This window comes from Streptomyces noursei ATCC 11455 (genome assembly GCF_001704275.1).
Taxonomy (GTDB): Bacteria; Actinomycetota; Actinomycetes; order Streptomycetales; family Streptomycetaceae; genus Streptomyces; species Streptomyces noursei.
This window is the reverse complement of record NZ_CP011533.1, coordinates 9,031,353-9,055,957: the sequence shown is the minus strand read 5'-3', so window position 1 is coordinate 9,055,957 and position 24,605 is coordinate 9,031,353. Positions and strand designations below refer to the sequence as shown.

The 24,605-nt window shown below is 73.8% G+C and carries 16 protein-coding genes; all 16 read right to left on the bottom strand.

Features of this window, described 5'->3' with window-relative positions; genetic code table 11:
• Window positions 1-5: 5 nt before the first annotated feature.
• From SNOUR_RS38905 to SNOUR_RS38830, 16 genes are read right to left on the bottom strand one after another with little or no spacing between them, the layout of a single operon-like run.
• Window positions 6-1,982, bottom strand: coding sequence for a CocE/NonD family hydrolase (locus SNOUR_RS38905; RefSeq protein ID WP_067356689.1), 1,977 nt, complete (start codon window positions 1,980-1,982; stop codon window positions 6-8).
• Window positions 1,979-3,178: a lactate 2-monooxygenase gene (locus SNOUR_RS38900; protein ID WP_067356686.1), complete on the bottom strand. Its 1,200-nt coding sequence runs from the start codon at window positions 3,176-3,178 to the stop codon at window positions 1,979-1,981. The genes SNOUR_RS38905 and SNOUR_RS38900 overlap by 4 nt, the downstream gene beginning before the upstream one ends.
• 20 nt (window positions 3,179-3,198) lie before the next feature.
• On the bottom strand, window positions 3,199-3,519 hold the full coding sequence (locus SNOUR_RS38895) for a chorismate mutase family protein (RefSeq protein ID WP_067356683.1): 321 nt from the start codon (window positions 3,517-3,519) through the stop codon (window positions 3,199-3,201).
• Entirely contained in the window at window positions 3,516-6,620 is a 3,105-nt protein-coding gene (locus SNOUR_RS38890; protein ID WP_067356681.1) for a non-ribosomal peptide synthetase, read from the bottom strand. The genes SNOUR_RS38895 and SNOUR_RS38890 overlap by 4 nt, the downstream gene beginning before the upstream one ends.
• Window positions 6,617-7,939: an MFS transporter gene (locus SNOUR_RS38885; RefSeq protein ID WP_079143175.1), complete on the bottom strand. Its 1,323-nt coding sequence runs from the start codon at window positions 7,937-7,939 to the stop codon at window positions 6,617-6,619. The genes SNOUR_RS38890 and SNOUR_RS38885 overlap by 4 nt, the downstream gene beginning before the upstream one ends.
• Window positions 7,936-8,190: a phosphopantetheine-binding protein gene (locus SNOUR_RS38880; RefSeq protein ID WP_067356678.1), complete on the bottom strand. Its 255-nt coding sequence runs from the start codon at window positions 8,188-8,190 to the stop codon at window positions 7,936-7,938. The genes SNOUR_RS38885 and SNOUR_RS38880 overlap by 4 nt, the downstream gene beginning before the upstream one ends.
• A gap of 7 nt (window positions 8,191-8,197) precedes the next feature.
• Window positions 8,198-9,058: an acyl carrier protein gene (locus SNOUR_RS38875; protein ID WP_099055758.1), complete on the bottom strand. Its 861-nt coding sequence runs from the start codon at window positions 9,056-9,058 to the stop codon at window positions 8,198-8,200.
• A 53-nt stretch (window positions 9,059-9,111) separates the two neighbouring features.
• Window positions 9,112-10,086, bottom strand: a complete 975-nt coding sequence (locus SNOUR_RS38870) for a beta-ketoacyl-[acyl-carrier-protein] synthase family protein (RefSeq protein ID WP_067356673.1) — start codon at window positions 10,084-10,086, stop codon at window positions 9,112-9,114.
• A complete protein-coding gene (locus tag SNOUR_RS38865) occupies window positions 10,083-11,444 on the bottom strand; it encodes a condensation domain-containing protein (protein ID WP_067356670.1) in 1,362 nt (453 codons plus the stop codon). The genes SNOUR_RS38870 and SNOUR_RS38865 overlap by 4 nt, the downstream gene beginning before the upstream one ends.
• The gene (locus SNOUR_RS38860) at window positions 11,441-12,472 is read right to left on the bottom strand and encodes a MupA/Atu3671 family FMN-dependent luciferase-like monooxygenase (protein WP_067356668.1); all 1,032 of its coding nucleotides are present in this window, start codon (window positions 12,470-12,472) and stop codon (window positions 11,441-11,443) included. Before SNOUR_RS38860 ends, SNOUR_RS38865 begins: the two co-directional genes overlap by 4 nt.
• A gap of 2 nt (window positions 12,473-12,474) precedes the next feature.
• On the bottom strand, window positions 12,475-17,319 hold the full coding sequence (locus SNOUR_RS38855) for a type I polyketide synthase (RefSeq protein WP_067356665.1): 4,845 nt from the start codon (window positions 17,317-17,319) through the stop codon (window positions 12,475-12,477).
• A complete protein-coding gene (locus tag SNOUR_RS38850) occupies window positions 17,312-19,279 on the bottom strand; it encodes a non-ribosomal peptide synthetase (protein ID WP_067356664.1) in 1,968 nt (655 codons plus the stop codon). The genes SNOUR_RS38855 and SNOUR_RS38850 overlap by 8 nt, the downstream gene beginning before the upstream one ends.
• On the bottom strand, window positions 19,276-20,391 hold the full coding sequence (locus tag SNOUR_RS45610) for a 3-hydroxyacyl-CoA dehydrogenase NAD-binding domain-containing protein (protein WP_067356661.1): 1,116 nt from the start codon (window positions 20,389-20,391) through the stop codon (window positions 19,276-19,278). The genes SNOUR_RS38850 and SNOUR_RS45610 overlap by 4 nt, the downstream gene beginning before the upstream one ends.
• Window positions 20,388-21,605, bottom strand: a complete 1,218-nt coding sequence (locus tag SNOUR_RS38840) for a Coenzyme F420 hydrogenase/dehydrogenase, beta subunit C-terminal domain (RefSeq protein ID WP_079143173.1) — start codon at window positions 21,603-21,605, stop codon at window positions 20,388-20,390. The genes SNOUR_RS45610 and SNOUR_RS38840 overlap by 4 nt, the downstream gene beginning before the upstream one ends.
• Window positions 21,602-22,918, bottom strand: coding sequence for an aspartate aminotransferase family protein (locus SNOUR_RS38835; protein WP_067356659.1), 1,317 nt, complete (start codon window positions 22,916-22,918; stop codon window positions 21,602-21,604). The genes SNOUR_RS38840 and SNOUR_RS38835 overlap by 4 nt, the downstream gene beginning before the upstream one ends.
• Complete coding sequence (locus SNOUR_RS38830; protein WP_079143172.1) at window positions 22,915-24,384, bottom strand: 3-phosphoshikimate 1-carboxyvinyltransferase; 1,470 nt, start codon at window positions 24,382-24,384, stop codon at window positions 22,915-22,917. Before SNOUR_RS38830 ends, SNOUR_RS38835 begins: the two co-directional genes overlap by 4 nt.
• Between the last annotated feature and the right edge of the window lie 221 nt (window positions 24,385-24,605).

Here is a 24,605-nt window from a genome sequence, read left to right as displayed (position 1 = left end):
CGACTCTACTTTTGCGGTGGTGTGTCGCTGCCCTGGTCCGGGCCGCCGTCCGGGATCACCGGGAGGGTGACCTTGGACGGGTGCGCGGCGTCGTGCAACACGGTCTGGTGCGCCGTGCGGCGGGCCGTGGACTGCCCCAGCCAGCTGCCGGTGTTGGGGTTCGGGTCGTACTGGGGGTAGTCGCTGGAGGAGATGTCCAGCCGGATCCGGTGGCCCTTCCGGAAGAGGTTGCTGGTCGGCCACACCTTGATGGTGTAGGCGTACACCTTGCCCGGGACGATGGGGGTGGGCTCGGTCGAGGATGTCCGGTAACTGGCGCGCACGATACCGCTGTTGAGATTGACGGCCGTGCCGTCGGGGTGCACGTCGACCAGTTTGGCGGTCCAGTCGGTGTCCGGGGCCGACGAGGCGGCGTACAGCTTCACCGTGATCGGTCCGGTGACCTCGGTGTCCCGTGCCAGCGGCGCGCTCGTGTAGACGGCGATGTCCGGGCGCTGTTCGATCTGCTGTTGGTCGTACGGGCCCTGGGTGCTGATCGCGGCCGTGCAGCAGGAGTGGCCGCCGACGCTGGGGACGGGGTTGCGCGGGTCGTAGGTGTAGTGGTCGGCCGGTGCGCCGTGGTGCCGGCCCGGTGGTGTGGTGGAGAGCGTGCCGTCCTGGGTGTTGCCCGCGGCGTGGCCGGTGCTGCCCAGGTAGTAGTCCTGCCAACGGGTCTGCGGCAGCGGCCAGGTGGGGGCGGTGCGCCACTTGTCGGCGCCCATGACGAAGTAGTCGACGCCGTCGCGCCCGACGCCGTTGTCCCTGCCTTTGAGGTGGTGGTCCCACCAGGCCAGCATCATCTCGTTGATCGGGCTGTTGCCGGCTGGGCCGATGGCCTTGAGGAGGGGTGCGGGGGCGCTGGTCGGGCGGCCCCAGCCTGTGTGGTCCCAGGGGCCGATGACCAGTCGCTGGTTGGCGCGGGCCGCCGGCGATCCGGCCCGCGCCACCATGCCCTGGTAGTTCTTGACCGAGCCGTCCAGGAAGGCGTCGTACCAGCCCGCGTAGTTGAGCACCGGGATGTCGATCTTCGGGTAGTGCTCCTTGGGGGCCCATCGGCGCCAGTAGTCGTCGTAGGTGCGGTGCTCGATCCAGTCGAAGAAGTACGGGGCGACCTTCGGGTCACCGGGGTGGAAGGGCCGGAAGGCGTTGTACGGTGCCGTGCCCAACCAGCCGTTGACGTCCTGGTAGTCGCGGTTGACCTGGTGGTAGGTGGCCCAGTCGTGCCGGTTGGCGGCGGCCGAGGGGACGATCTTGCGCATGGCCCACGGGATGACGAAGCTCAGCCGGAACGCGCCGCCCTCGTAGGTCCAGCCGTCGTCGTAGTCGTCGGAGGTCAGGGCCGGCACGATCGTCTTCAGATGGGGCGGGCGCTCCGCGGCGGCGAGCCACTGGGTGGCCCCGACGTAGGAGGAGCCGTACATGCCCACCTTGCCGTTGGAGCCGGGCAGTCGGGCGGCCCACTCCACGCTGTCGTAGCCGTCCTTGCCCTCGTTGGCGAACTCGTAGAAGTCACCGTCCGAGGCGTACTGGCCGCGCACGTCCTGTATGACGACGAGGTAGCAGTGCGAGGCGAACCACTGCGGGGACTGGTAGCTCGACGGCTGCACCTCGGCGTCCGCCTTGCCGTACTGGGTCCGCATCAGGATGACCGGGACCTTGTCGCCGGTCAGCGGCCGGTAGACGTCGGCGCGCAGGACGGTGCCGTCCCGCATCGTGGCGCCGACGTCGGTGGTCCTGCGGACCTCGCAGGGGCCCCGACCGGTGCCCGGGGGCCACTCCCCGGACGCCGTCGACGCGGCGGGGAGGGCGTCGGCGGCCCGGGGGGCGGTGGTGTGGGCCGGGGATGCGGTCGCGCGGGTGAGGAGCGTCGGGGGCACGGTCAGGGCGAGGGCGGTGGTGACGGCCGCGGTCAGCCGGCGGGCCCGGGGTAACGGTCGTTTCACCGCCGTGCCTCCCCTCCCGTCGGTGCGGGGCGATGCAGTGTGTCCGGGCCGATCTGCGCCACCCGTGTGCATCCGACGAGTCCCATCGTCAGGTCGAGGTCGGCGAGGAGGCTGCGGACGACGTGCCGCACTCCGTCGGCGCCCCCGAGGGCCAGGCCGTAGACGTAGGGGCGGCCGAGCAGTACGGCACGGGCGCCCAGGGCCAGGGCCTTGAAGGCGTCCGCGCCGCTGCGGATCCCGGAGTCGAAGAGCACCTCCGTCTCGCCGCCGACCTCGGCCACGACGTCGACGAGGGCGTCGAGGGCGGCGACCGCTCCGTCCACCTGGCGCCCGCCGTGGTTGGAGACCACGACGCCGTCCATGCCGGCGGCCACGGCGCGGCGGGCGTCCTGGGGGTGCAGGATGCCCTTGAGCACGATCGGGCCGTCCCAGTGCTCGCGCAGGAAGCCCAGTTCGTCCCAGGTGTGGGCCTTGCCGCTGAAGATCGGAAGCCACTGCATGGCCGCCGCGCGCGGGTCCTCCTCGACGGGGCGGTCGAGGCGGGAGCGGAAGACCGGGTCGGACAGCGGGATGGCCACGCCGTTGCCGCGGAGGAACGGCAGGTATGCCTGGTCCAGGTCGTGCGGGCGCCAGGCCAGCTGCCAGGTGTCCAGGGTGACGACGAGCGTGGTGTAGCCCGTCGCGCGGGCCCGGGCGAGGATGCTCGCGGTCACCTCCTCGTCGTGCGGCCAGTACAGCTGGAACCAGCGCTGTCCGGTGCCGTTGGCCTCGGCGACCTCCTCGATGGTGTGCGAGGAGGCGGTGCTGAGCACCATGGGGATCCCGGTGGCCTCGGCCGCCCGGGCGGTGGCCAGTTCGCCTTCGGGGTGGAGGGCGGACTGCACGCCGATGGGGGCGAGCAGCACCGGGGCGGCCAGTTCGCTGCCGAGGACGGTGGTGCGCAGGTCGCGGGGGGTGGCATCGCGCAGCATGCGCGGAACGATGCGGTGGGCGTCGAACGCGGCGCGGTTGGCCCGGGCGGTGGCCCCGGTACCGGCCGCGCCCGCGACGTACCCGTACGGCCGTGGGTCGATCCGGTCGCGGGCCGCGTCCTCCAAGGCCGACAGGTCCGTGGTGAAGGGGGGTACCTGGTCCTCCAGGCCCTTGAGGTAGATCTCGAACTGGTAGTCCGCGAAACCGCGTCGGGGCGCTGCCATACCTTCTCCTTCGTCAGGGGTCAGGGCTCGTGTGACGGCTGTTCCTGCCGGCCGCCGGGCGCCTGGTCCCGGTGGCGGGTCAGGCCGATCAGGAGCAGGGCCAGTTGGGCGCCGGCCGGTCCCAGTGCTTCCTGGTAGCGGCGCAGTACGGCGTTCTCCCCTGCCAGGTCCGTCCGCGCGGCGCCGGCGGCGCGGCGCGCGTCCTGCAGCAGGCGGTCCTCGCGGACGCGCCGTTGGATCAGCCGGATGATGTCGCCGTCCAGCTCGTGCAGGCGCGCGCCGTGCCGGGCCGGGTCGGCGCCGGCGGCTGCCCGGCGCGCGGAGGCGGGGCGCTCGCTCATGTGCGGTCCGCCCCGGCGGCCAGCTCCCGGAGCAACCGGCGGTAGGCCGCCGCCACGTCCGCCACGAACCGGGCGGCGGTGCCGGGTCGGTGTCCGAACACCACCTCCGCACCGCCGTCGTGCTCGGGCCACACCTCGACTTCCAGCTCGTGCAGGGCGCGGTCGGCCCGGGGCCCCAGAACAGCGGATTCGCAGCCGTCGAGCGCGAGGTTGCGGGGCGGGGCGCTCTGCAGGGCGAACAGGGTCTGGAACAGCGGGTGGCGGGAGCGGTCGCGGGCGGGGTCGGCGGCCATCCGTACGACCTCCTCGAACGGCACGTCCTGGGCGGCCAGTGCCGCGTGCACGCCTGCCAGGAGTGCCGGCACGCGGTCCGCCGTACCGTCGCCGGCCGGGCGCATGCGGAAGCAGAGGACGTCGATGAGGCAGCCGACGGCGTCTGCAGTGTCCGGGTGGTAGCGCTTGGCGATCGGTGCGCCGATCGCCAGGTCCCGGTCGCCGGAGACCAGGGCGAGCGCTTCGGCGTAGGCCGCGAGCGCCACCGCGAAGCGGGTGCTGCCCCAGCCGTGGGCGCGCGCCTCAAGTGCGGCCCATTCGGCGGCCGTTATCCGGAAGGTGGGCCGGGATCCGGTATCGCCGCCGTCGGGGCCGGGCACGGTGAGCGGGGGTACGCCGGTCACCTCGGCGCGCCAGAAGGTGCGCTGTTCCGCCAGCCCGGTCTCGTCGACCTGGGCGCGGGCGCCGGCGAGGACGGCTGCCAGGGAGGGCGGGGGCGCGGTGTCCGGTGCCCGGTGCCGCAGGCGGGCGGCGTAGGCGGCCGAGAGGTCGTCGGCCAGCGGGCGGATCGAGGCGCCGTCGAAGGCGATGTGGTGGACGACGATGCCCAGCAGCCATGCGCGACCGGATGCCTCGGGTGCGATGACACACCGCCAGTTCTCGCCCGTGCCGATGTCCAGGGGTCGGCCGAGCGTGGCGCGGACGGCTGCCAGGGCCGCGTCCTGGTGCGCCGCCGGGGCCAGTTCCGTCGCCTGGACCGGTGCGATCCGCTCGTCGAGCAGTGCCACGGGGCGCCGGTCGAAGACGTACCGGGCGTGCAGCGACTGGTGTCGCCGGTGCACGTCGGCCACCGCGGCGCGGAATGCCTCCGGGGCGAAGTCCCCGGTCAACCGCCAGATCAGCTCGCAGTGGGCGGAGGTGTCGGTCGGGTCGAGCTGTTGCTCGAAGAGGAATCCGCTCTGCGTGGGCAGCAGCGGCAGCGGCTCGCCGGGCGCCGGACGGTCCTCGGGGACGGGTGTGCGCGCCGTTTCGGTCCGGGCCTCGATCCACTGCGCCAGCTCCCGCACGGTCGGGCCGGCGACGAAGACGGAGGGCGGCACGGGGACGCCGGTGCGCGCGCCGATCCGGACGCACAGGCGGGCGCCGTCCAGGGAGTCGCCGCCCATCGCGAAGAACGAGGTGTCGTACGGAACGGTGCCGTCGGTGTGCAGGGCCTCGGCGAAGGCGTGCGCCACCAGGCCCGCGGTCGAACGGTCGTCGGGGCGAGGGTGGGGGGCGGCCGGGGCCTGGGGGCCCGTGTCCCGCGTCACCCGTGCCAGCAGGGCCTCGGTGTCCAGCTTGCCGTTGCCGGTCAGCGGGAAGCCGTCCACGGCGGTGAGGGTCCGGGGCATCAGGTACTCGGGCAGGTGCGCGGCCAGCGCGGTGCGGACCGTGTCCTCGCCCACGGTCCGCCCGTCCGCGCAGGTGTAGGCGGCGGCCAGCCCCACGCAGGCGCCCTCCGCCATGAGCGGGATGACGACGCAGCGGCGCACTCCGGGGAGTTCGGCGACCCGGGCCTCCACCTCGCCCGGCTCGATGCGGTGCCCGCGGACCTTGACCTGGCGGTCGGCACGACCCGCGTAGTGCAGCACTCCGTCGGCCGAGAAGCGGCCGAGGTCGCCGGTCCGGTACATCCGGCGCGGGCCGGCGCCGAGGTCGATGTCAGCGAAGCTCTTGGCGGTCTGCTCGGGGGCGGCCAGGTATCCGTTCGCCAGGCCGGCGCCGGCCACGCAGATCTCGCCGGTCGTGCCCGGCGGACACGGACGCGACCGCTCGTCCAGGACGAACACCTCGGTACGGGGCACCGGGCGACCCACCGGGATGTCCGCTCCCGTGGCGCAGTCCTCGGGCGTGATGCGGTGGGTCGTGGCGAAGACGGTGGACTCGACGGGCCCGTATCCGTTCACCAGGGCGGTGCCGGGGTGTGCCGCGACGAATCGACGGACGTGGGCGGGGGAAAGCCGTTCGCCTCCGGCCAGCAACTGCCGTATCCCGTCGAAGCAGCCGAGGTCCTCCTCGACGAGCATGTGGAAGACCGAGGCGGTGAGCCAGAGGGTGTTCAGCCCGGTGTCGCGGACCAGGGTGCGCAGACCGTCCGCGGTCAGATAGGGCTCGTCGATCAGGACGCTGGTGCCGCCGCTGAGCAGCATCGACCACAGTTCCAACGAAGCGGCGTCCCAGGGCAGCGGGGCGGCCTGCGACATGACCGTGCCGGGGCCGACGGTCATGAAGCGGTCCGGGCCGAACAGCCGTACCGTCCCGGCGTGCGGCGAGCGCACCCCCTTCGGGCGGCCGGTGCTGCCGGAGGTGAAGAAGACGCACGCGGTGTCGGTCTCCTCGACGGGTGGGGCGTCCAGGCGCGGGGCCGGCACGGCGGCCACCCGTGCGAGGTCCGCCTCGGGGACCCATACCGGGCGCGACCAGCCCTCGGCCTGCTCCGGGGCCGCGGCGATCAGCGGGGCGTCGGTCTGCGCCACCAGCTCCGCCACCCGCGAACGGGGCCAGCGCGGGTCCATGGCCGCGTAGGCGGCGCCCCGTTTGAGCACCGCGAGCACGACCGCCACGAACCTCGGTGACCTGGGCATCAGCACCGGCACCACGTCGCCGGCGCGCACTCCGGCGTCGGCCAGTTCGGCCGCGAAGGCGTCCGAGGCCCGGTCCAGCGTCCGGTAGCTCACGGTGGTGTCGCGGTGGATCAGTGCGAGGGCGTCCGGGTGCTCCGCGGCCCGCTGCCGGAAGACCCCGTGCATCGTGCCGCGGCCGTCGCCGTGGCGCTGTCCGTCGGTCATCGCGCCTCTCCACCCTCCAACTGCTCCACCCGGTACGGCACTTCGTGCCCGCCGGTGTCGTACGCCTCGGGTGCCGGGCGTGCCCGGGGCGACCGGCGGCCCAGCAACACCGCGCAACCGGCACACCCCACGCACCCCAGGCCCAGTACCACCGGCAGCAGCCAGGTCCGTTCCGCGCCGAGGAGCGCTCCGCCCAGCAGCGGGCCGATCACCAGGCCGGTGGACATGGCCGCGGAGTAGGCGCCGTTGTAGCGGCCCCGGAACACCTCGGGAGCCAGGCTGTTGACCAGCGTGGGCAGGGCGACGGCGAGCAGCGCCTCGCCGACGGCGAAGACCGCCAACGCGCCGACGACCAGGGCCGCTTCGACGGCCGTGCCGGCGCCGGCCGCCGCCAGGAGCAGCAGCAGCCAGCACCCCGCCCAGCTGGTGGCGGTGACGGCGAGCAGCGGGGCGGGCGGTGTCCGGGAGATCCGGGTGACGGCGACGGCCTGGATCAGCACGATGCAGCAGGTGTTGGCCACGAACGCCCACGCCATGATGCGGGCGTCCATGCCCCGCACCGCGACCAGTCCCGGGATGCTGGACTCCAACTGCCCGTACCCGACGACCATCAGCGCGACGGTGAGCGCCAGGACCTTGAGCAGGGCCCGGTCGCGCAGCACCACACCGTAGCCGCGCGTGCCGGTGCCGGCCTCGGGGACGGTGTCGTGGTCGGACGGCAACGGGGCCCGCCGCCCGCCGAGCGCGAGGACCAGCAACGCCCCGGCCACCAGGAACGACAGGCCGTCGCACACGTAGAGCAGTTGGAAGCGGCCGGGATCCGCGGTCGAGGCGAAGATTCCGCCCAGCACTCCGCCGAGCCCGACCCCGACGTTGAGCGCGACGAACTGCAGCCCGAAGGCGGCGGAGCGGCTCTCGCCCTGTGTGCTCCGGGCGATGACGACGTTCCACACGGAGAGCATGGCGCCGTAGGCCAGGCCGTAGGTCAGGCCGGCGAGTACGGCGCCCGACGCCTCCGTCACCAGCGCGAATCCGGCGGTGCCCACGGCGGCGGTGGTCATGGCCGCGGCCGCCGTGGGCCGGATGCCGAAGCCGTCGGCGAGACGTCCCGCCACCGGGCCACCGACCAGGGACGCCACCGCGACCACCGAGATGACGGCGGTGGCGGTGCCCACGGGCAGCCCGCGTACCCGGGTCAGGTACAGGACGAGAAAGGGCTGCACGAGGCCGGTGCCCACCGAGCTGACCAGGTTGGCGGCCATCACCACCCGCGTGCGCGGCGGCAGGGTGCGCAGGGCGGCCACGGACTCCAACCTCATGACCGGAGGGCTCCCCCGGCTGCCGTGACCGCGGCGCCGATCCCCCCCGGCGTGGCGTCCGCCAGCAGCGCGCTCAGTCCCACGGCGACCCCGAACTCCTCGCGCAGCCGCTGTACCAGGGCCATCGCCTGCATGGACGTACCGCCCAGGGTGAAGAAGTCGTCCTCGACGCCGATGACGGTACCGGGCGCCAGGTCCGGGCCCAGCACCTCCCGCCAGAGGGCGGCGATCCTCTCCTCGACAGGTGACATGGTGTTTTCAGTCCTCCACGGCGCGTAGCAGAACGGCGGCCAGATGTGCCGCACTTGATCCCAGCAGGGCGACCACGGGGTACGCGTCCCTCGTGGTTCCCGCTTCCGTACGATCGACGAGATTGATCAGCGGGTCGCTGCCCAGGCAGTGCGCGATCCGCCCCACATTGTCCTGGTAGAGCTGACGGGGTGCGAAGCCGGCCTCGCCCAGGAACAGCCGCAGGGTGTCCGCGGCGAGGTTGCTGGGCAGGACCGCGGCGACCTCCGGCGGGGTCAGCCCGGTGGCCGACCACAGGTCCTCGAACAGGCCCTGATACGCCGCGAGTTGGACCCCGAGGCGGTGCGCGGCGGGGCCCGGTCCGAAGAGGTCGTAGGAGACCTGACGGGCACCGCCGAGGATCTCCCACCCGTGACGTCGGGCGGAGACGACGGCCGCGGCGGCCCCGTCGCTGGCGACCGCCGAGCCGCCGAGCAGGACCCGGCCGCCCGGCAGCACCCTGCGCACCAGATCGCCCGAGACCACCGCCACGGTCCGGGCCGCGCCCGAACCGACCAGCGCCGCCGCGACGGTGAGGGCCGCCATGGCCGTGGAACAGTCGGCGAGGCCGAGCGTCAACGGGTAGGCGTGGGACATCCCCAGGTCGCCGAGGAGCTGGGCGACGGCGGCCTGGGACGCCTCGCCCCCGGGCAGCGACTCGGTGGCGAACAGGACGGTGTCCACCGCCGCCGGGGGCGTCCCCGCAGCGGCCAGCGCGTCCTTCAGGGCCGGGCGCAGCAGGTCCGGCAGGTCGCCTCGCGCGAGCCGGTACGTGTCGAACCCGGCCCCCGGACGGGGCGGTTCCGACGCGTATTCCGGCAGTTCGGCCACCTTCCCGCACAGATCGCCTAGCGCGGCGGCGCAACCGTTGAGATAGGCGGCGCTCAGAAGGCTCCCTCCGAGGCGTCGGGCAGCGGTCGCGCGTCCAGCAGTACGGCCGCCAGGTGCGAGATTCCCGCGCCGAGCAGCACCAGGTGTTCCGCACCGGTGCCGTCCTTCGTCCCCGGCTCGGCGGGTTCGGCGTCGGCGAGCCGGTCGGCGAGGTTGATCAGCGGGTCGCTGCCCAGGCAGTGCGCGATCCGCCCCACGTTGCGCAGGGCCAGCTTGTCCCCGCCGTAGCCGACGTCGGAGAGATAGATCTCCAGCGCCATGCGGGCGAAGTTGCTGGGCAGGACGGCGCGGACGCTCTCGGGGCGGTGCGGGTGGTGTGCCGCCAGGCGGGCGAACAGCTCGCGGTGTGCGGTGACCTTCGCGGTCAGCTCCGCTCGCGCCCCGGCGCCGGGGGCGGCCGAGGTGTGGTGGGCCATCCCCAGGATCGGAAGGCCCGCGGCGGTGGCGGACACCAGCGCGGATGCCGCCGCGTCGCTCGCGATGGCCGCTCCCCCCGCCACGACTCGCTCGCCGCCGGTGGCGTGGTCGGCCAGGTCTCCGGAGACCACCAGGACGTGGCGCGCGCTGCCGTCCCGGACGAGGGAGGCGGCGGTGCCGAGGGCGGCCATGGCGGTGGCGCAGTCCATCAGGCCGAGGGTGCCGGCCGTGGCGCGGGTCAGTCCGGTCTCGGCGAGGAGTTCGGCGACGTCGCGGTGTGCCGCGCGGCCGCCCGGCAGCGAGTCGGTGGCCAGCAGGACGAGGTCGACCTCGTCGCCCGGGATCCCGGCCTCGCCCAGGGTGCGCTGGACGGCGGCGGCCATCAGCTCGACGACGGGTGCGTCCGACCAGCGGTAGGTGTCGAACCCGGCCTTGGGGGCGGTCAGTTCGGCCGCGATACGGGGGTCGGCCTGGAGCTCCGGCAGCTCGGTCACGGGGGCGGCGTACTCGCCCAGCTCATAGGCCGGGGCGCAGAGCCGTGCGGTGATCATGCCGGTGCCCCTTCGCCGGGTCGGGTCTCCGCCGCGCCGCGGGCGGCCTGCTCGGCGAGTGCCGTGAACCGCTCGACGATCCGCCGCGCGGTGCTCTCCTCGTACAGCTCGGTGTCGTACTCCAGCCAGCCGTCGGCGCCGTCCGGGCCGGGGTAGACGGCCAGCGTCAGGTCGTAGCGTGCGGTGCCCTTGTCCAGGTCGGCGGTGGCCACCTGGGCGCCCTGGATCTCCCGGGTGGCCTCCCCCAGGTTGTCGAAGACGAAGACGGCGTCCAACAGGGGGTGGGTGCCCGGCACCCTGCGCGCTTCGGCGATCAGTTCGCCGGGGTAGGCGGCGTGCGCGAGTCCGGCCCTGGTCGCGGCGCGGGCGGCCCGGGTGCGGGCGGCGTGCGAGCCGTCGCCGGCGTCCCGCAGCCGTACCGGCAGCACGTTGAGCAGATAGCCGACGACGTCGGTGCCGCCGGGCCGGTCCCGGCCCGCGGTGAACGTGCCGAGCAGCAGGTCGTCGCGGCCGCCGTGTTCGGCGAGCGCGGCCCAGGCGACGGCGAGCCATCCGGTGTAGGCGGTGGCCGCTTCGCGCTGCGCGGCCGCCAGGATCCCCTCGGCGACCGTGCGGGACACCGCGAAGGTCACCCGGGCGCCCGCCCGACCGGTGCCTGCCGGGCGCGGCCGGTCGGTGGGCAGCGGCGGCGGGGCGTCGGCGACCTCGGACGCCCAGTACTCGGCCGCCGCCCGGCCCGCCGGGCTCTCCAGCCAGCCGCGCTGCTCGTGCGCGAAGGCGCTGAAGGCCGGTGCGGCGGGCGGGTCGGTGTCCGCGGGCCGGGCCAGTTCGTCCAGCAGCAGCTCGAACGACCAGGCGTCGAAGACGAGGTTGGGGACCACCACCAGCAGCCATGCCTGGTCGGCCGTCGGCCCCTGGGCGAGTGCCACCCGCAGCAGGGGGCCGTTGCCCAGGTCGAACGGCTCGGCGGCCAGTTCGCGGGCGAGCGCGTGGGCCTCCTCGGCTCCCGAGCAGCGGGTGCGGATCAGCCGCGGGGGCAGCTGCGCGTGCACGACCGGGCGCACCGCGGCCCCGTCCCCGTCGCTTTCGAAGGTGGTGCGCAGCGCCTCGTGGGCCGCGACGAAGCCGTGCACGCGCGCGGCGAGCAGGTCGAGGTCGACCGGGGCGCCGGTGAGGTGGACCGCCTGGCAGACCACGTCCACCGGGCGATCGGCCACCCACTGCCTGGTCTCCCACAGCCGTAGCTGACCGGGGGTCAGCTGGTGCCGGGCGGCTCGTGCCCGGGGCAGGCGGGCGCGGAGGCGGGCGCGCTGCTCGGGGGTGAGTGCGGCGAGTCGGGCCGCAAGGTCGGCGGTCATGCGTAGCGCCTCCGGAGTTCGTTGAGGTGGCTCAGGCTCTCCACGACGAGGGCTTCGTCGACGCCGAAGTCGATCAGGCAGGCGATCTCGTCCACGCCCATGCCCTGGAAGCGGTCGACGACCTTGGTGCAGGAGTCCGGGGTGCCGAGCAGCGCGCCCTTCTCGAAGTACTTGTCGAAGGCGAACTTGATCAGCTCGTCCTGGTCGCCGGCCGAGATGTCCCGCACGCCCGCCCCCGGGGCGAGGTTCTTCTTCTGGGAGTCGATGACGGTGAAGAACGACCGCAGGTAGTCGCTGAACGGCGGCCAGACGGTCTCGCGCACCTCTTCCAGATCGGTGCCGATGAAGGTGTGCAGCATCAGCGTGACCGTGGTGCTCTCGGGGTCGTGCCCGTACTGTTCGAGGGTTTCGTAGTAAAGGGCGAGCTTCTCCTCCAGCTCCTCGTTGGTCATGTCGATGAGCGCGGTCAGCACGTTGCAGCCGAGCCGTCCGGCCGTCTCGAAGGTCTCGCGGCTCTTGGTGCAGGTGAGCCAGATGGGGAGTTCGGGCTGTACGGGCTGCGGATGCAGTTCCACCTCGACGTGGTTGCCCAGGCCGTCCTGGACGTAGACCGGTGCGCCCTCCCACAGTTCGCGGATGGTGGTGACCGCGTCGAAGGTGCGCTGCCGGCGGTCCTGCCAGCCGTCCGGTTTGATGGCGAAGTCCAGCGGGCTGAAGCCGGTGGCCAGCGCGATGCCGGCGCGACCGCGGGAGAGGTTGTCGACCACCGCCCACTCCTCGGCCACCCGGATAGGGCTGTGCAGCGGGAGGATGACGCTGCCGGCCCGGATCTGCAGGCGCTGGGTGGCCATCGCCAGGCCGGCGCCGAGCACCGAGGGGTTGGGGTAGAGGCCGCCGAAGCGGTGGAAGTGCCGCTCGGGGGTCCAGATCGCGGTGAAGCCGTTCTCGTCGGCGTAGCGGGCCGCGTCGAGCACGAAGCGGTACTTGTTCTTCTCGTCGCCGGAGAAGAAGATCAGACTGAAGTCCACGGTCAGCGCTCCTGTTCCTGGCCGGTCCCGCCCGGCCGGGCGGCTTCTTGCTGGGTGACTGGCTGCTGGGCGGCTGGCTGCTGGGCGGTTTCCTGTTGGGCTTCGGCCAGCAGTCGTTCGACCTCGTCGGGGTCGAGGGCGGCCAACTCCGCGGCCAGCGCCTCGATGTCGTCGCCGTCGGCCACCGCCGGTGCCTGCGCCCGGGCGTCGATCCGCTCCTGTACGAATCGGGCCAGTGCCCTCGGCGTCGGTTCCCCCAGCACATCGGCGAGCGGCACCTCGGCCGAGAACTGCTCCCGGATGTCGGACAGCAGACGCACGATCAGCAGCGAGTCACCGCCGAACTCGAAGATGTCCCCGTCCAGCGGCATGTCCTCGCGGCCCAGCGCCCCGCGGACCAGGCGTGCCACCTGCTCGGTCAGGTCGTCGGCGGCCTCGCCCCGCGCGGCCTCGCCGGTGACGGTGCCGGTGGCCCCGCCGGCCGTGGGCCGGGCGATCCGCTCGTCGCGCACCCACTGGTCCAGCCGGTGTGCGATGTCCCAGGTGGAGACGGCGACATGGGAGACGTCGCGGAGCGTCAGCAGCCGGCGGATGGCCTCCAGGCCCTCCTCGGGCTGGATCGCCTTGTCGTCCATGCTGCGGCCGATCGCGGAGATCGCCCGCTTCTCGTCCTGGTGGTGCTGCCAGACGTCCCAGGCGGCGCTGATCCACACGGTGCGGTCCAGGCCGCGGTTGGCCCGTTCGGCGGCGGCGTCCATGAAGTGGTTGGCGGCGCCGTAGCCGAGCAGCCGCAGCCCGCCGAGGACCCCGGCCAAGGAGGACAGCAACAGGCAGAAGTCCACCGGCTGGTCGGCGAGGACCTTCTCCAGCGCGATCTGGCCGTGTGCCTTGGGCGCGAAGTGCCATCGGCACTGCTCGACGCTGGCCGCGGTGATCGCCCGGTCCCACTGTTCGCTGGGCAGTCCGGCCGCGTGCACCACACCGTCGAGCGTGCCGAAGTGTGCGGTGACCTGGTGCACGGCGTCCCGCAGCGCGTCTTCGTCGGCGACGTCGGCGTGGACCAGGAACGGCTCGTCGCCCTCGGCGGCCAGGGCCCGCAGCCGGGTGATCCGCAGTGCGGTCGGGTCGTCCGCATCGTGTTCGGCGAGCCGGCTGTCCCACCTCTCGCGCGGTGGCAGCGGATCGCGGGTGAGCAGTGCCAGCCGGGCGCCGGGGCATTCGCGGCGCAGCCAGTGCGCGATGGTGGAGCCGATCTCGCCGAGACCGCCGGTGATCAGGTAGACGCCGCCGTCGCGCAGCCGGGAGGCGGCCTTGGCGGTCCAGTCGGCGCGGATCGGTTCCAGGTCGGCGATCCAGCGGGTGGCGCCGCGCAGTGTGGTGGCGACCTCGGGGCGGCGCTGTCCGGCGAGTTCGGCGGCCAGGGTGCGCAGCGAGCGGTCGTCGGGGGTGGCGGGGAGGTCGAAGTGGCGGGAGCCGATGTTGCCGTGTTCCTGGCCGATGACGCGGGCGGCGACGGCGAGGGGGGCCAGTTCGGCGACCGGTTCGGGCTCGGCGGGGCTGACGGCGTAGCCACCGGCGCTGATCAGGTCCAGCTGCAGGGGCTGGGTGACGCCGTGCGCACTGACCGCCTTGACCAGGGCCATCAGGCTGTAGAGGCCGTTGCGCTGGGCCTGTTCGAAGCGTTCCTTCCCGCGTTCGGGGGGCAGGGGAGCGGTGGACCAGGCGTGCACGATGCGGTCCGGGAGGCGGTCCTCGGCGAGCAGGTCGCCGATGAGCCGGGCGTGGTCGTCCTCGGAGTCCGGCCGCAGGGTCCAGCTGTCGCCCTCGCGTCGGTAATCGGTGCCGGCGGTGACGGTGAGGACCTCGCCCGCGAAGGCGTGCCGGGCCAGCCGTGTCGCGGTGCCCTGGGCGTCGGCGAAGAGCAGTACGGGGTCGGCGATCGGTTCGGCGGTGGCGTCGAGGGTGCCGACGGCCTGCCGCCACACGGGGGTGGAGAACCACTGGTCCAGCGGCAGTTTGCGCACGGTACGCGCGCCGGTGCCGGTGCCGGTGAGGGTCCCGTTGCCGGGTTCGACCCAGTAGCGGGTCCCTTCGAAGGGATAGGTGGGCAGGGGTACCCGGGCCCGCTCGCGGTCGGCGTAGTAGCCCTGCCAGTCCACGGTGAGGCCGGCCGCCCACAGCCGGCCGAGTGCGGCGGTCACCGCGGTCAGATCGGCACCGGCGTCCCGGCCGCGGGCCGCGGAGGTGATGACCGGCACACCGGTCTCGCGGTCCGGGTGCCGGCGGGTGAAGGTGGCCAGCGTCTGACCGGGCCCGACCTCCAGGAAGACGTGGTCGCCGTCGGCGAGCACCGTGGTGAGGCAGTCGGCGAACCGTACGGTCTCGCGCAGCTGCCCGGCCCAGTACTCCGGGTCCCGCGCCTCCTCGTCGCGTATCCAGGTGCCGGTGCGGTTGGAGAGGAACGGGGTCTGGGGGCGGCCCAGTTCGACGCCGCGCAGCAGCTCTGTGAACGGGCCGACCACGGGGTCCATCATCGCCGAGTGGAAGGCGTGCGAGGTGACGACCTTGCGGTGGGCGACGCCGTCGGCGGTCAGCCGGGTGGTCAGCTCGCGCACGGCTTCCTTGGGACCGGCGACGGTGCACACGGCCGGCTCGTTGACGGCGGCGAGCGCGACCTCGCCGCCGTCGAGGTATGCGGCCAGCTCCTGCGGCGGGAGCATCACCGCGGCCATCACCCCGCCGGGCAGCTCGTCCATCAGCCGGCCGCGCTCGGCGATCACCCGTAGCGCGTCGGGCAGCCGGAACACCCCGGCGAGGGTGGCGGCCACGTACTCGCCGACGCTGTGCCCGATCAGGGCGGCCGGGTGCACGCCCCATGCCGACCACTGCCGGGCGAGCGCGTACTCGACGGCGAACAGGGCGGGTTGGGTGAGCCGGGTGCGGCCCACGTCGTGGGGCTCGCCCCGGTATCCGCGGAGCCGGGGGTAGAGGGCGTCCCGCAGGTCCAGGCCGAGGTGCGGGGCGAGGAGTTCGGCGCATTCGTCGAGTGCCGCGCGGAAGACCGGCAGGTGTTCGTACCAGCCCTGGCCCATGCCGGGGTGCTGGGCGCCCTGGCCGGGGAGGAGCAGGACCACCGGGCGGTCGGCGGGCTGCCCGGAGTCCTGGTGGGTGAAGCGCGGGTCGGCGGTGCGCAGGGCACGCACGGCCGTTGCCCGGTCGGGGGCGGTGATCACGGCGCGGTAGTTGAAGGTGCGGCGGCCGGTGGCGAGGGTGTACGCGGTGTCGTCGAGGGCGGTGTCACCGAGGGCGCCGGTGTGGTCCGCCGCGGTGTCGCCGGCCGCGGGCCCGGTCTCCTGGGCGGGTGCTTCGAGGTGGTCGGCCAGCTCCCGGCGCGCGGTCTCCAGTGCGGCCGGGGACTTGGCGGAGACCGGCAGCAGCACCACCGGCGGTGCGGGCGCGGCGCCCCGGGCGGCCGGGTCCGCCGCCGGGGCCTCCTCCAGGACGACGTGCGCGGTGGTGCCGCCCATGCCGGTGGAGGTGATGGCGCAGCGCAGCGGTCCGCCGTCCGCGGACCGCCAGGGTTCGGTGCGCGTGCCGATCCGGAAGCGGGTGCCCGCCACGGCGCACTGGGGGTTCCATGCGGTGAAGTGCGGGGTGGGGACCAGTGTGCGGTGGTGCAGCATCAGGGCGCACTTGATCAGTCCGGTGACACCGGCCGCCGTGCTGAGGTGGCCGAGGTTGGCCTTGACCGATCCGATGGTCAGCGGTGGTGCGCCGGTGACCTGGTAGGACTGTGCCACGGCGGCCAGTTCGATGGGGTCGCCCATCTTGGTGCCGGTGCCGTGCGCCTCCAGATAGCTGACGGTCGCGGGGTCCACGTCGGCGACCGCGAGCGCCTCGGCCAGTACGGCGGCCTGGCCCGCGACGCCCGGCGCGGTGTAACCGACGCGGTCGGCGCCGTCGTTGCCGACCGCGGAGCCGCGCAGCACCGCCCAGACGGTGTCGCCCTCGGCGAGCGCGTCCTCCAGCCGCTTGAGGACGACGACCCCGATGCCGTTGCCGAAGAGGGTGCCGTCGGCCGCCGTGTCGAAGGGGCGCACGGTCCCGGTCGCCGAGGTGATCCCGTCGGTCTCGTGGAGGTATCCGGCCTCCTGCGGGAAGCGCAGCGCCGCCCCGCCGGCCAGTGCCACGTCGCACTCCTGCGACAGCAGGCTCTGCATCGCCAGGTGTACGGCCACCAGCGAGGTGGAGCAGGCGGTCTGTACCGAGATGCTCGGGCCGGTGAGGTTGAGGTGGTAGGACGCCCTGGTGGCGAGGTAGTTGGGGTCGTTGCCCATCAGCGTGGCCAGGTCCTCGCGCATCCGGGGCAGCGAGCCGTCGAAGCCGCGTTCCCCGGTCAGCACGTTGTGGAGGAGGTAGGTGCTGCTGAGGGCGCCGGCGAAGACGCCGATGCGGCCGGGGTACTGCTCGGAGTCGTGGCCGCTCAGCTCCAGTGCGGACCAGGAGGACTGGAGGAAGAGCCGCAGTTGCGGGTCCATCCGCTCGGCCTCGCGGGCACTGAGGTAGAAGAACGAGGCGTCGAAGAGGTCGGCGTCCTCCAGGACCGAGGCGCGCGGCACGTAACGGGAGTTGGCGAACGTCTCCGGGGCCACTCCGGCGGCCTGCAGCTGTTCCTCGTCCACGTCGGTGATGTGGGTGGTGCCCGCCACCAGGTTGTGCCAGAACTCCGTGTGGTTGCGCGCGCCGGGCAGTCGGCAGTCCAGGCCGACGAGGGCGATCCGGCCGTCTGGGGCGGTGTCGGCGGGGGTCGCCGTGGCGGCCGTCTCACCGCGGGGACGGTCAGTCACAAGTGCCTCCTGGTTGCCGGTCGTTCGAGAGGGACGAAGCGTTGCGGGTGCGGGCCGCGGCGCGGCGGCCGCCGTGGGCGGTGCGGCGGCGGGCTCCCCGGGCGGCGCCCGCCGCGGAGTCCTGCCGGTCGTCACCGCCGATGAGCCCCACCAGGCTGCGGAGGGTGGGGGCCCGGTACAGGTCGGTCATCCGCAGGTCGGGCGCGACGGTGCGGGTGAGCCGTTCGTGCACGGCGGCCATCCGCAGCGAGGTGCCGCCCAGGTCGAAGAAGTTGTCGTCCGGGCCGACGGTGTCGGTGCCCAGTGCCTCGCACCATGCCTGGGCCACCGCCCGCGCCAAGGGCCCGGCTCCCGCAGGGCCGGAGCTGCCGGGCTCTGCGGTGGTCCGGCCGGGGTCCGCCGCGCTGAGCGCGGGCGGCAGCGCGGCACGGTCGATCTTGTGGTTGGGCGTCAGCGGCAGTGCCGCCAGGAAGACGAATGCGGCCGGTACGGCGTGGGCGGGCAGGGTGCCGCGCAGTGCGGCCCGCAGCGCTGACGGCTCGGGGCGTGCGCCGTCGGCCGTCACGAGATAGGCGGCGAGCTGCCGCTCCCCCGACCGGTCGTCGAACGGCATCACGACCGCCTCGGTCACCTGGGGGAGGTCCTTCAGCGCGCTCTCCACCTCGCCGGTCTCCACCCGGATCCCGGAGATCTTCACCTGGAAGTCGCGGCGCCCGATCAGCAGCAGTGTGCCGTCGTCGAGGCGCCGGGCGAGGTCGCCGGTGCGGTAGGTGCGGCCGTCCGCGACCGCGCCCGGTGCGAGATAGGGGCTCTCGACGACGATCTCGCCCTCGCCCGGTCCCGGCACCACGCGCCCCTCGGCGTCCTCCAGCCGTACTTCCGTCTCCGCCACCGCGAACCCGAGCGGGAACACTCCGGTGGGGGGCCGGTAGTTCCGGTCGGCGACCCGGAGCAGGGCGCAGGAGCACTCGGTGGAGCCGTAGGCGCCGGCGACCTGGCAGCGCGCCCCGAAGGACCGCCGGGCGGCGTCGAGGTCGGCCAGGTGCAGGGTGTCGCCGCCGAGCGCGAGCATCCGCATCCCGGGCAGCTCGGTGGCGCGCGATGCCATGGCCCGGACCAGTGCCCGGAAGACGGGGAGCGTGGAGTGGTAGACCGTGACGCGTTCGGCGGCCATCCACTCCAACAGGCCCGTGATGCCGAGGGACTTGAGGTCGACCGGGTACAGCGCGGCGCCGTTGAGCAGCGCGGCGAAGGTGTCCTGGACCGCGGAGTCCCAGCTGTAGGCGGACTGGAGGGTGACCCGGTCCAACGGGCCGATGCCCAGGCCGTCGGTCCAGACCCGGGTGTGGTGCAGCACGTTGCGGTGGATCTGCGCGACGGGCTTGGGACGCCCGGTGGAGCCGGAGGTGTAGAGCACGTACGCCTCGCTGTCCGGGCGCACCGGTGGCGCCGGCGGGTCGGCGGCGTCCGCCGCGTCGGCACCGGACGGGTCCGTGCCTGCCGTCGGCACCAGATCCTCGTATGCCAGCACCGGTCGGGTGCCGGCCAACCGGTCGGCGAGCGGCGCGTTGGCCGCGAGGGCGACCAGCGCGCGGATGCCGGCGTCGTCGGCCATGTGGCCGAGCCGGGATTCCGGGTAGGAGGCGTCCAGCGGCACGTAGGACATGCCGGCGCGCAACACACCGAGCAGGGCGGCGATCATCTCCGCACCGTGCGAGAAGAGCAGGCCGACCCGGTCACCGGGCCGCAGGCCGGCCGCGGACAGCGCGGTGGCGATCCGGGCCGAGCGCCGCGCGGTCTCGCGGTAGGTCCAGCGGGCGTCGGGGGTGACCACGGCCTCGCGGTCGGGGTGTGCCGCGGCCTGCTCCAGGAAGCGGTGGACGAGCGTCCCCGCCTGCTGCGCGGTGGGGAACGGCCGGTGCCCGAGGGCCGCTTCGGACACCGGGGTGTCCCCGGTCACGGCGTCCCCCCGCCCTCGTGCGGGCCGTAGCCGAGGAGGACGGCGGGGTGCGCGGGCCGCTCGCGCAGTTCTGCGTACGCCTGTGCCGCGCGGTCCAGGGGCAGGCGCGGCAGCCCCATCTCCCGGGGCCGGATGGCGCCGATGTCGATCAGGTCCAGGGCCCGCTGGAGGTTCTCGGTGACCGTGCCCTCGCCGGCCGGGGCCGTCACGTCGCGCAGTCCGCGTGCGTAGGCCGCGTCCCGGTAGCCGGCGCCGCAGCGGGCGGCGTAGCGGATGTCGAGGTTGCCCAGTTCCACGCTGAAGTCGATGTGCGCGGCGAAGCGGCCCACGCCGACCAGCCTCGGCCGGCCCGGCGCCCGGTCCGCCCAGCGGGCCGCCGCCGCGATCACCTCGCCCGCGTCGCCGGTGCCGCACAGGAAGACGCACCGGCCGCCCGTCGGGCGCGCCCGCGGGGAGTCCGTCGCGAAGAAGCTTGCGCCGTCGGCCGCGTTCAGGCCGAGCGCCGCCGCCGTGCGCAGCCGCTCGGGGCGGAGATCGACCAGGGTGACCGGTATCCCGCGGGCCGCCGCGGTCTGGGCGACCAACTGCCCGACCATACCCGCGCCGACCACGACCACCTCGTCGTCGGCTTCCAGCACCGCACGGTCCACCGCGTGCACGGCCGTCGCCGCCAGGCCGGCCACCACCGCGTCCGCCAGGTCCAGGTCGTGCGGGACATGGCGGCACAGCCGGTAGGGGACGGTGACCGCTTCGCTGTGCACGGCCTCGCCCCAGCCCATCGCGATGACCCGGTCTCCGGGGGCGTATCCGGGGGCCTGGGGGCCGACCGCCTCCACCACCCCGGCCGAGCAGTAGCCGAGGGGGAAGCGCTCTCCGGTCCGTGCGCTGCGGTCCAGGTAGTGCAGTTCGGTGCCGGGGCTGACCAGGCTCCACTCGGCGCGCAGCCGCAGCTCGCCGCGGCCGGGCGGTTCCCTGTGCACCTGCTCCGTCAGCGGTTCGGCCGCCCCGTCCGCGACCAACTGTCGTACCAGCAAGGTGGTGGGGGTGGACTGCCGGACGGCGTCCGGTTCCGTCGTCCGGCCCCCGGCGGGGATTCCGCGCACCGCGGTCATCTGTCTTCCTCCTGCTCCGGGGCCGCGATCCACTTCTCGTCGGGCACGATTTCCAGCTCCTCCTGATACCCGGGTATCGGTCCCAGCGGCACCGGTTTGCCGGACCGCTCGTAGGACGCCCGGCGGTTGCGCTTGCGCTCCAGTCCGAGGTTGAGCCCGGCCAGATCGACCGGCTCGTCGGCGAGCAGTCCGTGCTCCCGCGCCGCGGCGACCGCTTCGGCGCCGGCCCGGGTGCGGATGAACACCCGGCCGTGCTTGGGCTGTTCGGCGCCGGTCACGCTCGCGGCGAAGATGTTCGGATCGCCGTCGCTGACACTGACGTCGGCCAGTCCGGACATCCAGTCACCGCAGGACAGGCAGCGGTGCGTCTTGTTCCCCGCGAAGTCCCGCACCGCGCGCCAGAATTCCACCCGGTGGTCCGCTCCGTCGTCCGTGCGGATGGCGATGTCGCCGGGGTAGGCGCCGTCGCGGTAGCGCAGCCGGACCACGGAGTCCAGGGGGACGCCCGCCCGCTCGCGGATCACGGCGGCGGTTCCTTCGGGGCGGGTACTGGAGGAACAGGCCGGTTCGACCAGCAGCACCACGTGCTCGCGCGCCCAGCGGCCCGCCTCGGTGTCCATCGCCTGGAGCTTGCGCATCGCCTGGATGTGGCAGGCCACCCCGGACATGGCGACCCGGACGTCGGGCTCCTCGATCATCAGGGGGCGTAACGCACCCAAGTACGGGGCGAGTTGGTAGGTCGACTGGGCGGTCTCCACCAGGACGTCCGGGTCCCGCACCAGGGCCGGTGCGGCCCGCCAGGGCTCCTTCTCGTCCCGCCCCATCGAGAGCACCGCCGTCACCTCCAGCCTGTGCATGGCGGTCTGGAGGAGGGCGGTCAGGCTGCCGCCGCTGGCGGACGTCTCGTAGACCACCGGGTCCAGGGCGTGCCCGGCGACCACCTCGGAGAAGACGCCGATCCAGCGTTCCCCGGGGGTGCGGGTGCGGCCGAACAGGCGCTCCTCGGCCGCCGGGGTGCCGGGGTCGGCTCCCGGGCAGACGTCGAGGCAGTCGGAACAGTCCGCGCAGTCGGCGGCGGTCCAGGACTCCGTGGTGAGCACGGGGTCCAGTCCGTCGAAGCCGATCACCCCGGCCGGACAGGCCAGTTCGCAGGCCCCGCACACGGTGCACAGGCCCGGATCCAGCACGTCCTTCTGGAGCTGCTGGAACGTCATGTCCGACCGCTCCCGTCCGCCCGTTCCGCCTGCGTCACCGCCGTCGCGATCCGCTCCACCAGCCAGCGGTAGTCCGCCTCCTCTAGGAGAGCCGGCGGCACGATCTTGACCGAGGCGCCCTCCGGGCCGCCGCCGAACAGCAACAGCCGCTCCCGCAGCGCGGCACCGGTGACGGCCTTGGCCAGGGCGGGATCGAACCGCCCGTCGGGTACGCAGTCGAAGGCGGCCAGCGCCCCGACGGTGCGGACGGCGTGCATCCACGGGTGGCGGGCGGCCAGTTCCGTCAGGTCGGCCCGCAGCCGCTCACCGAGCGTCCGCGCCCGGCCCGCCACGTCCTGCCGCTCGACGATGTCGACGACCGCGGCGGCCGCGGCGCAGGAGACGGGATGGCCGGAGAAGGTGGAGGTCTGCACGCTCGGCGGCAGCGCGTCCAGCACCGCCCGCTCCCCCACCACGGCGGCGATCGGGAAGCCGTTGCCCAGCGTCTTGCCGAGCAGCGTCAGATCCGGGGTCCGGGTCATCAGCTCGGCGGTGAACAGCCGCCCGGCCCGCCCCAGCCCCGTGTAGATCTCGTCCAACACCAGCAGCGCGCCCCGGGAGTGCGTCTGCCGCGCGATCTCGTCGAGGATCGCGCTGGATACGGGGAGCACCCCTTCGGTCACCTGGACGGGTTCGAGGACCACCGCCGCGGTGCCGCCCCGGCGATCGGCGGCGTCCAGCGCGGCGGCGAGACCGGCCGCGAAGCGGACCATGCCGTCCGCCTGGTCGCCGGCGCGGGGGTCGGGAAGCTCCGCGGTGACGACATGGTCGGGTTGCGGTGCGCTGTAGGTCTTGAACTCCGGTCGCCAGGTCAGGGCCAGCGCTCCGGCGGTCTTGCCGTGGTAGCCGTGCCGGAAGGCCACCACCGCCTGGTGTCCGGTGGCCGCCCGGGCGATCTTCAGTGCGGACTCCACCGCCTCGGCCCCGGTCGCGGTGGGCAGCACCGCGGGCTCCCGGTACGGCGACAGCGCACCGATCCGTTCGACCATGCGCGTCCGGGCGTCCGAGCCGAGCTTGCAGCCGGTGTGGGTCAGGCGGTCGAGCTGGGCGACCGCGGCGGCGGTCACCTCGGGGTGCTGATGGCCGAGGGTCGCCGCGCCGCTTCCGGACGTACCGTCGAACCAGGCGGTGCCGTCCTCGGTGTGGAGCCACGGGCCGCTGCCGGTGCTGAACTCGGGGCCGAGCGTGCTGCCGGTGGACCGCGCCTCCACGGCGCCGGCGCCGTCCCTCCTTCCCCGCACACCGGCCGCCGCGTCGGTCACTAAGTCGGTCATCGCTGACTGTCCTCCACGATCCGGGCGCCGACGGCACGTTGCACATCGGCGAAGTCGGGAAATGACGTGTGGTGGCAGGCGCCGCCGCGCACCGTCGTGCGTCCGGGGAGGCACATCGCCAGGGTCGCGGCGGCCATGGCGATGCGGTGGTCCTCGAAGCCGGGCACGGTGCCGGCGCGCAGGGCGGCTCCGCCGCGGACCGTCAGGCCGTCCGCCGCCACCTCGACCCGGGCCCCGAACGCACCGACCATGCGCGCCGTCGTCGTCAACCGGTCGGTCTCCTTGAACCGCAGTTCCTCGGCGCATCCGATCCTCGACGTGCCGGGCAGGAGTGCGGCGACCACGGCGAGCAGCGGCACCTCGTCGATCAGTGCGTGCAGCAGAGCGGGATCGTCGACCCGTACCGACTCCAGCCCCTCCAGTCCGCCCCTGGCCACCACAGTGCCGATCGGCTCACCACCACTGGTACGCCGTTCGTCCTCGTACGAGATGTCGGCACCGGCCCGCCGCAGGACCTCGAAGAACCCCAGCCGGGTCGGGTTGAGGCAGACGCCCGGGACGCGCAGTTCGGCGCCGTCGCCCCACATCAGATGGGCTGCCACGGGATACGCCGCGAGGGAGGGGTCGGCGGGGACGTCGATGACGGACGGGACGGTGTAGGGCCCGCCGTCCCAGGTGATCGTGCGGTCGCGCGCGTCCAGTCCCGCGCCGAACGCGGCGAGCATCCGCTCGGTGTGGTCGCGCGAACGGACCGGGTGCCGCACGGTGGCCGGGAGCCCGGCCGCGGCCACGGCGAGCAGCACCGCGGACCGTGCCTGGGCGCTTCCCACGGACAACTCCACCGCCCCGGACCGGCACACCGGTGCCCGCACCAGCACGGGTAAGCACCCAGCGTCACCCAAGTAGTCTATTTCCGCCCCGAGTTCGACCAGCGGATCGACGATCCACTCCATCGGCCGGTGGCGCAAGACCTCGTCGCCGTCCACGACCGCACGGGTTCCGGTCCCGGCCAGCAGCCCGATCAGCAATCGCGCCGCGGCACTGGATCCGCCGGTCTCCAAATAGGGCACGTCCGCGGGCCAGGCAGTGATGCCGGAGTGCGCGCGAACCGCCTGCGGTACGGGCGCCGCGCCACGGCGCACGACGAGCGTGCCACCCCCCTCGTCGTCCACCCGCAACCCCAACGCACCCAGCGCAGGCAGCAACGCCCGTACCGCGCCTCCCGAGTTGGCGTTGCGGACGGTGAGGACGGCGGGGGCACCGGGTAACAGGGCGGCCAGCAGGGCCCGGTGACTGACCGACTTGTCGCCTGCCACGGTGACGGTCAACGGGCCGCGGCGCTCCAACTCCCGGCCACCGTCCACCACGAGGTGCGCCGCGTCGGTCGCCGGTCTGTCGAATCGCCGGGCACCGTCGTCGACGGCACCCCGGACCGTTTCCCGGACGGTCTTCCGCACCTCAGGCACGCCCTGCTCCCTTCCCTGAGGCCGCAAGACCCGGAACAGCCGACCGCACCGTCCCCTGCGGCGAATCACACCTGCGCTGACGCACACAACACTCCGAAGCCGTCACTGAATCGAGGAGAGGGGAAACCCCTGCCGGAGGCGGCCGGGCTGCTCATGGACACATGGGAATCACGTGTCGGCGCAATCGTTCATGCTGGTTCGGCAACCCCCAGGGGGACTCG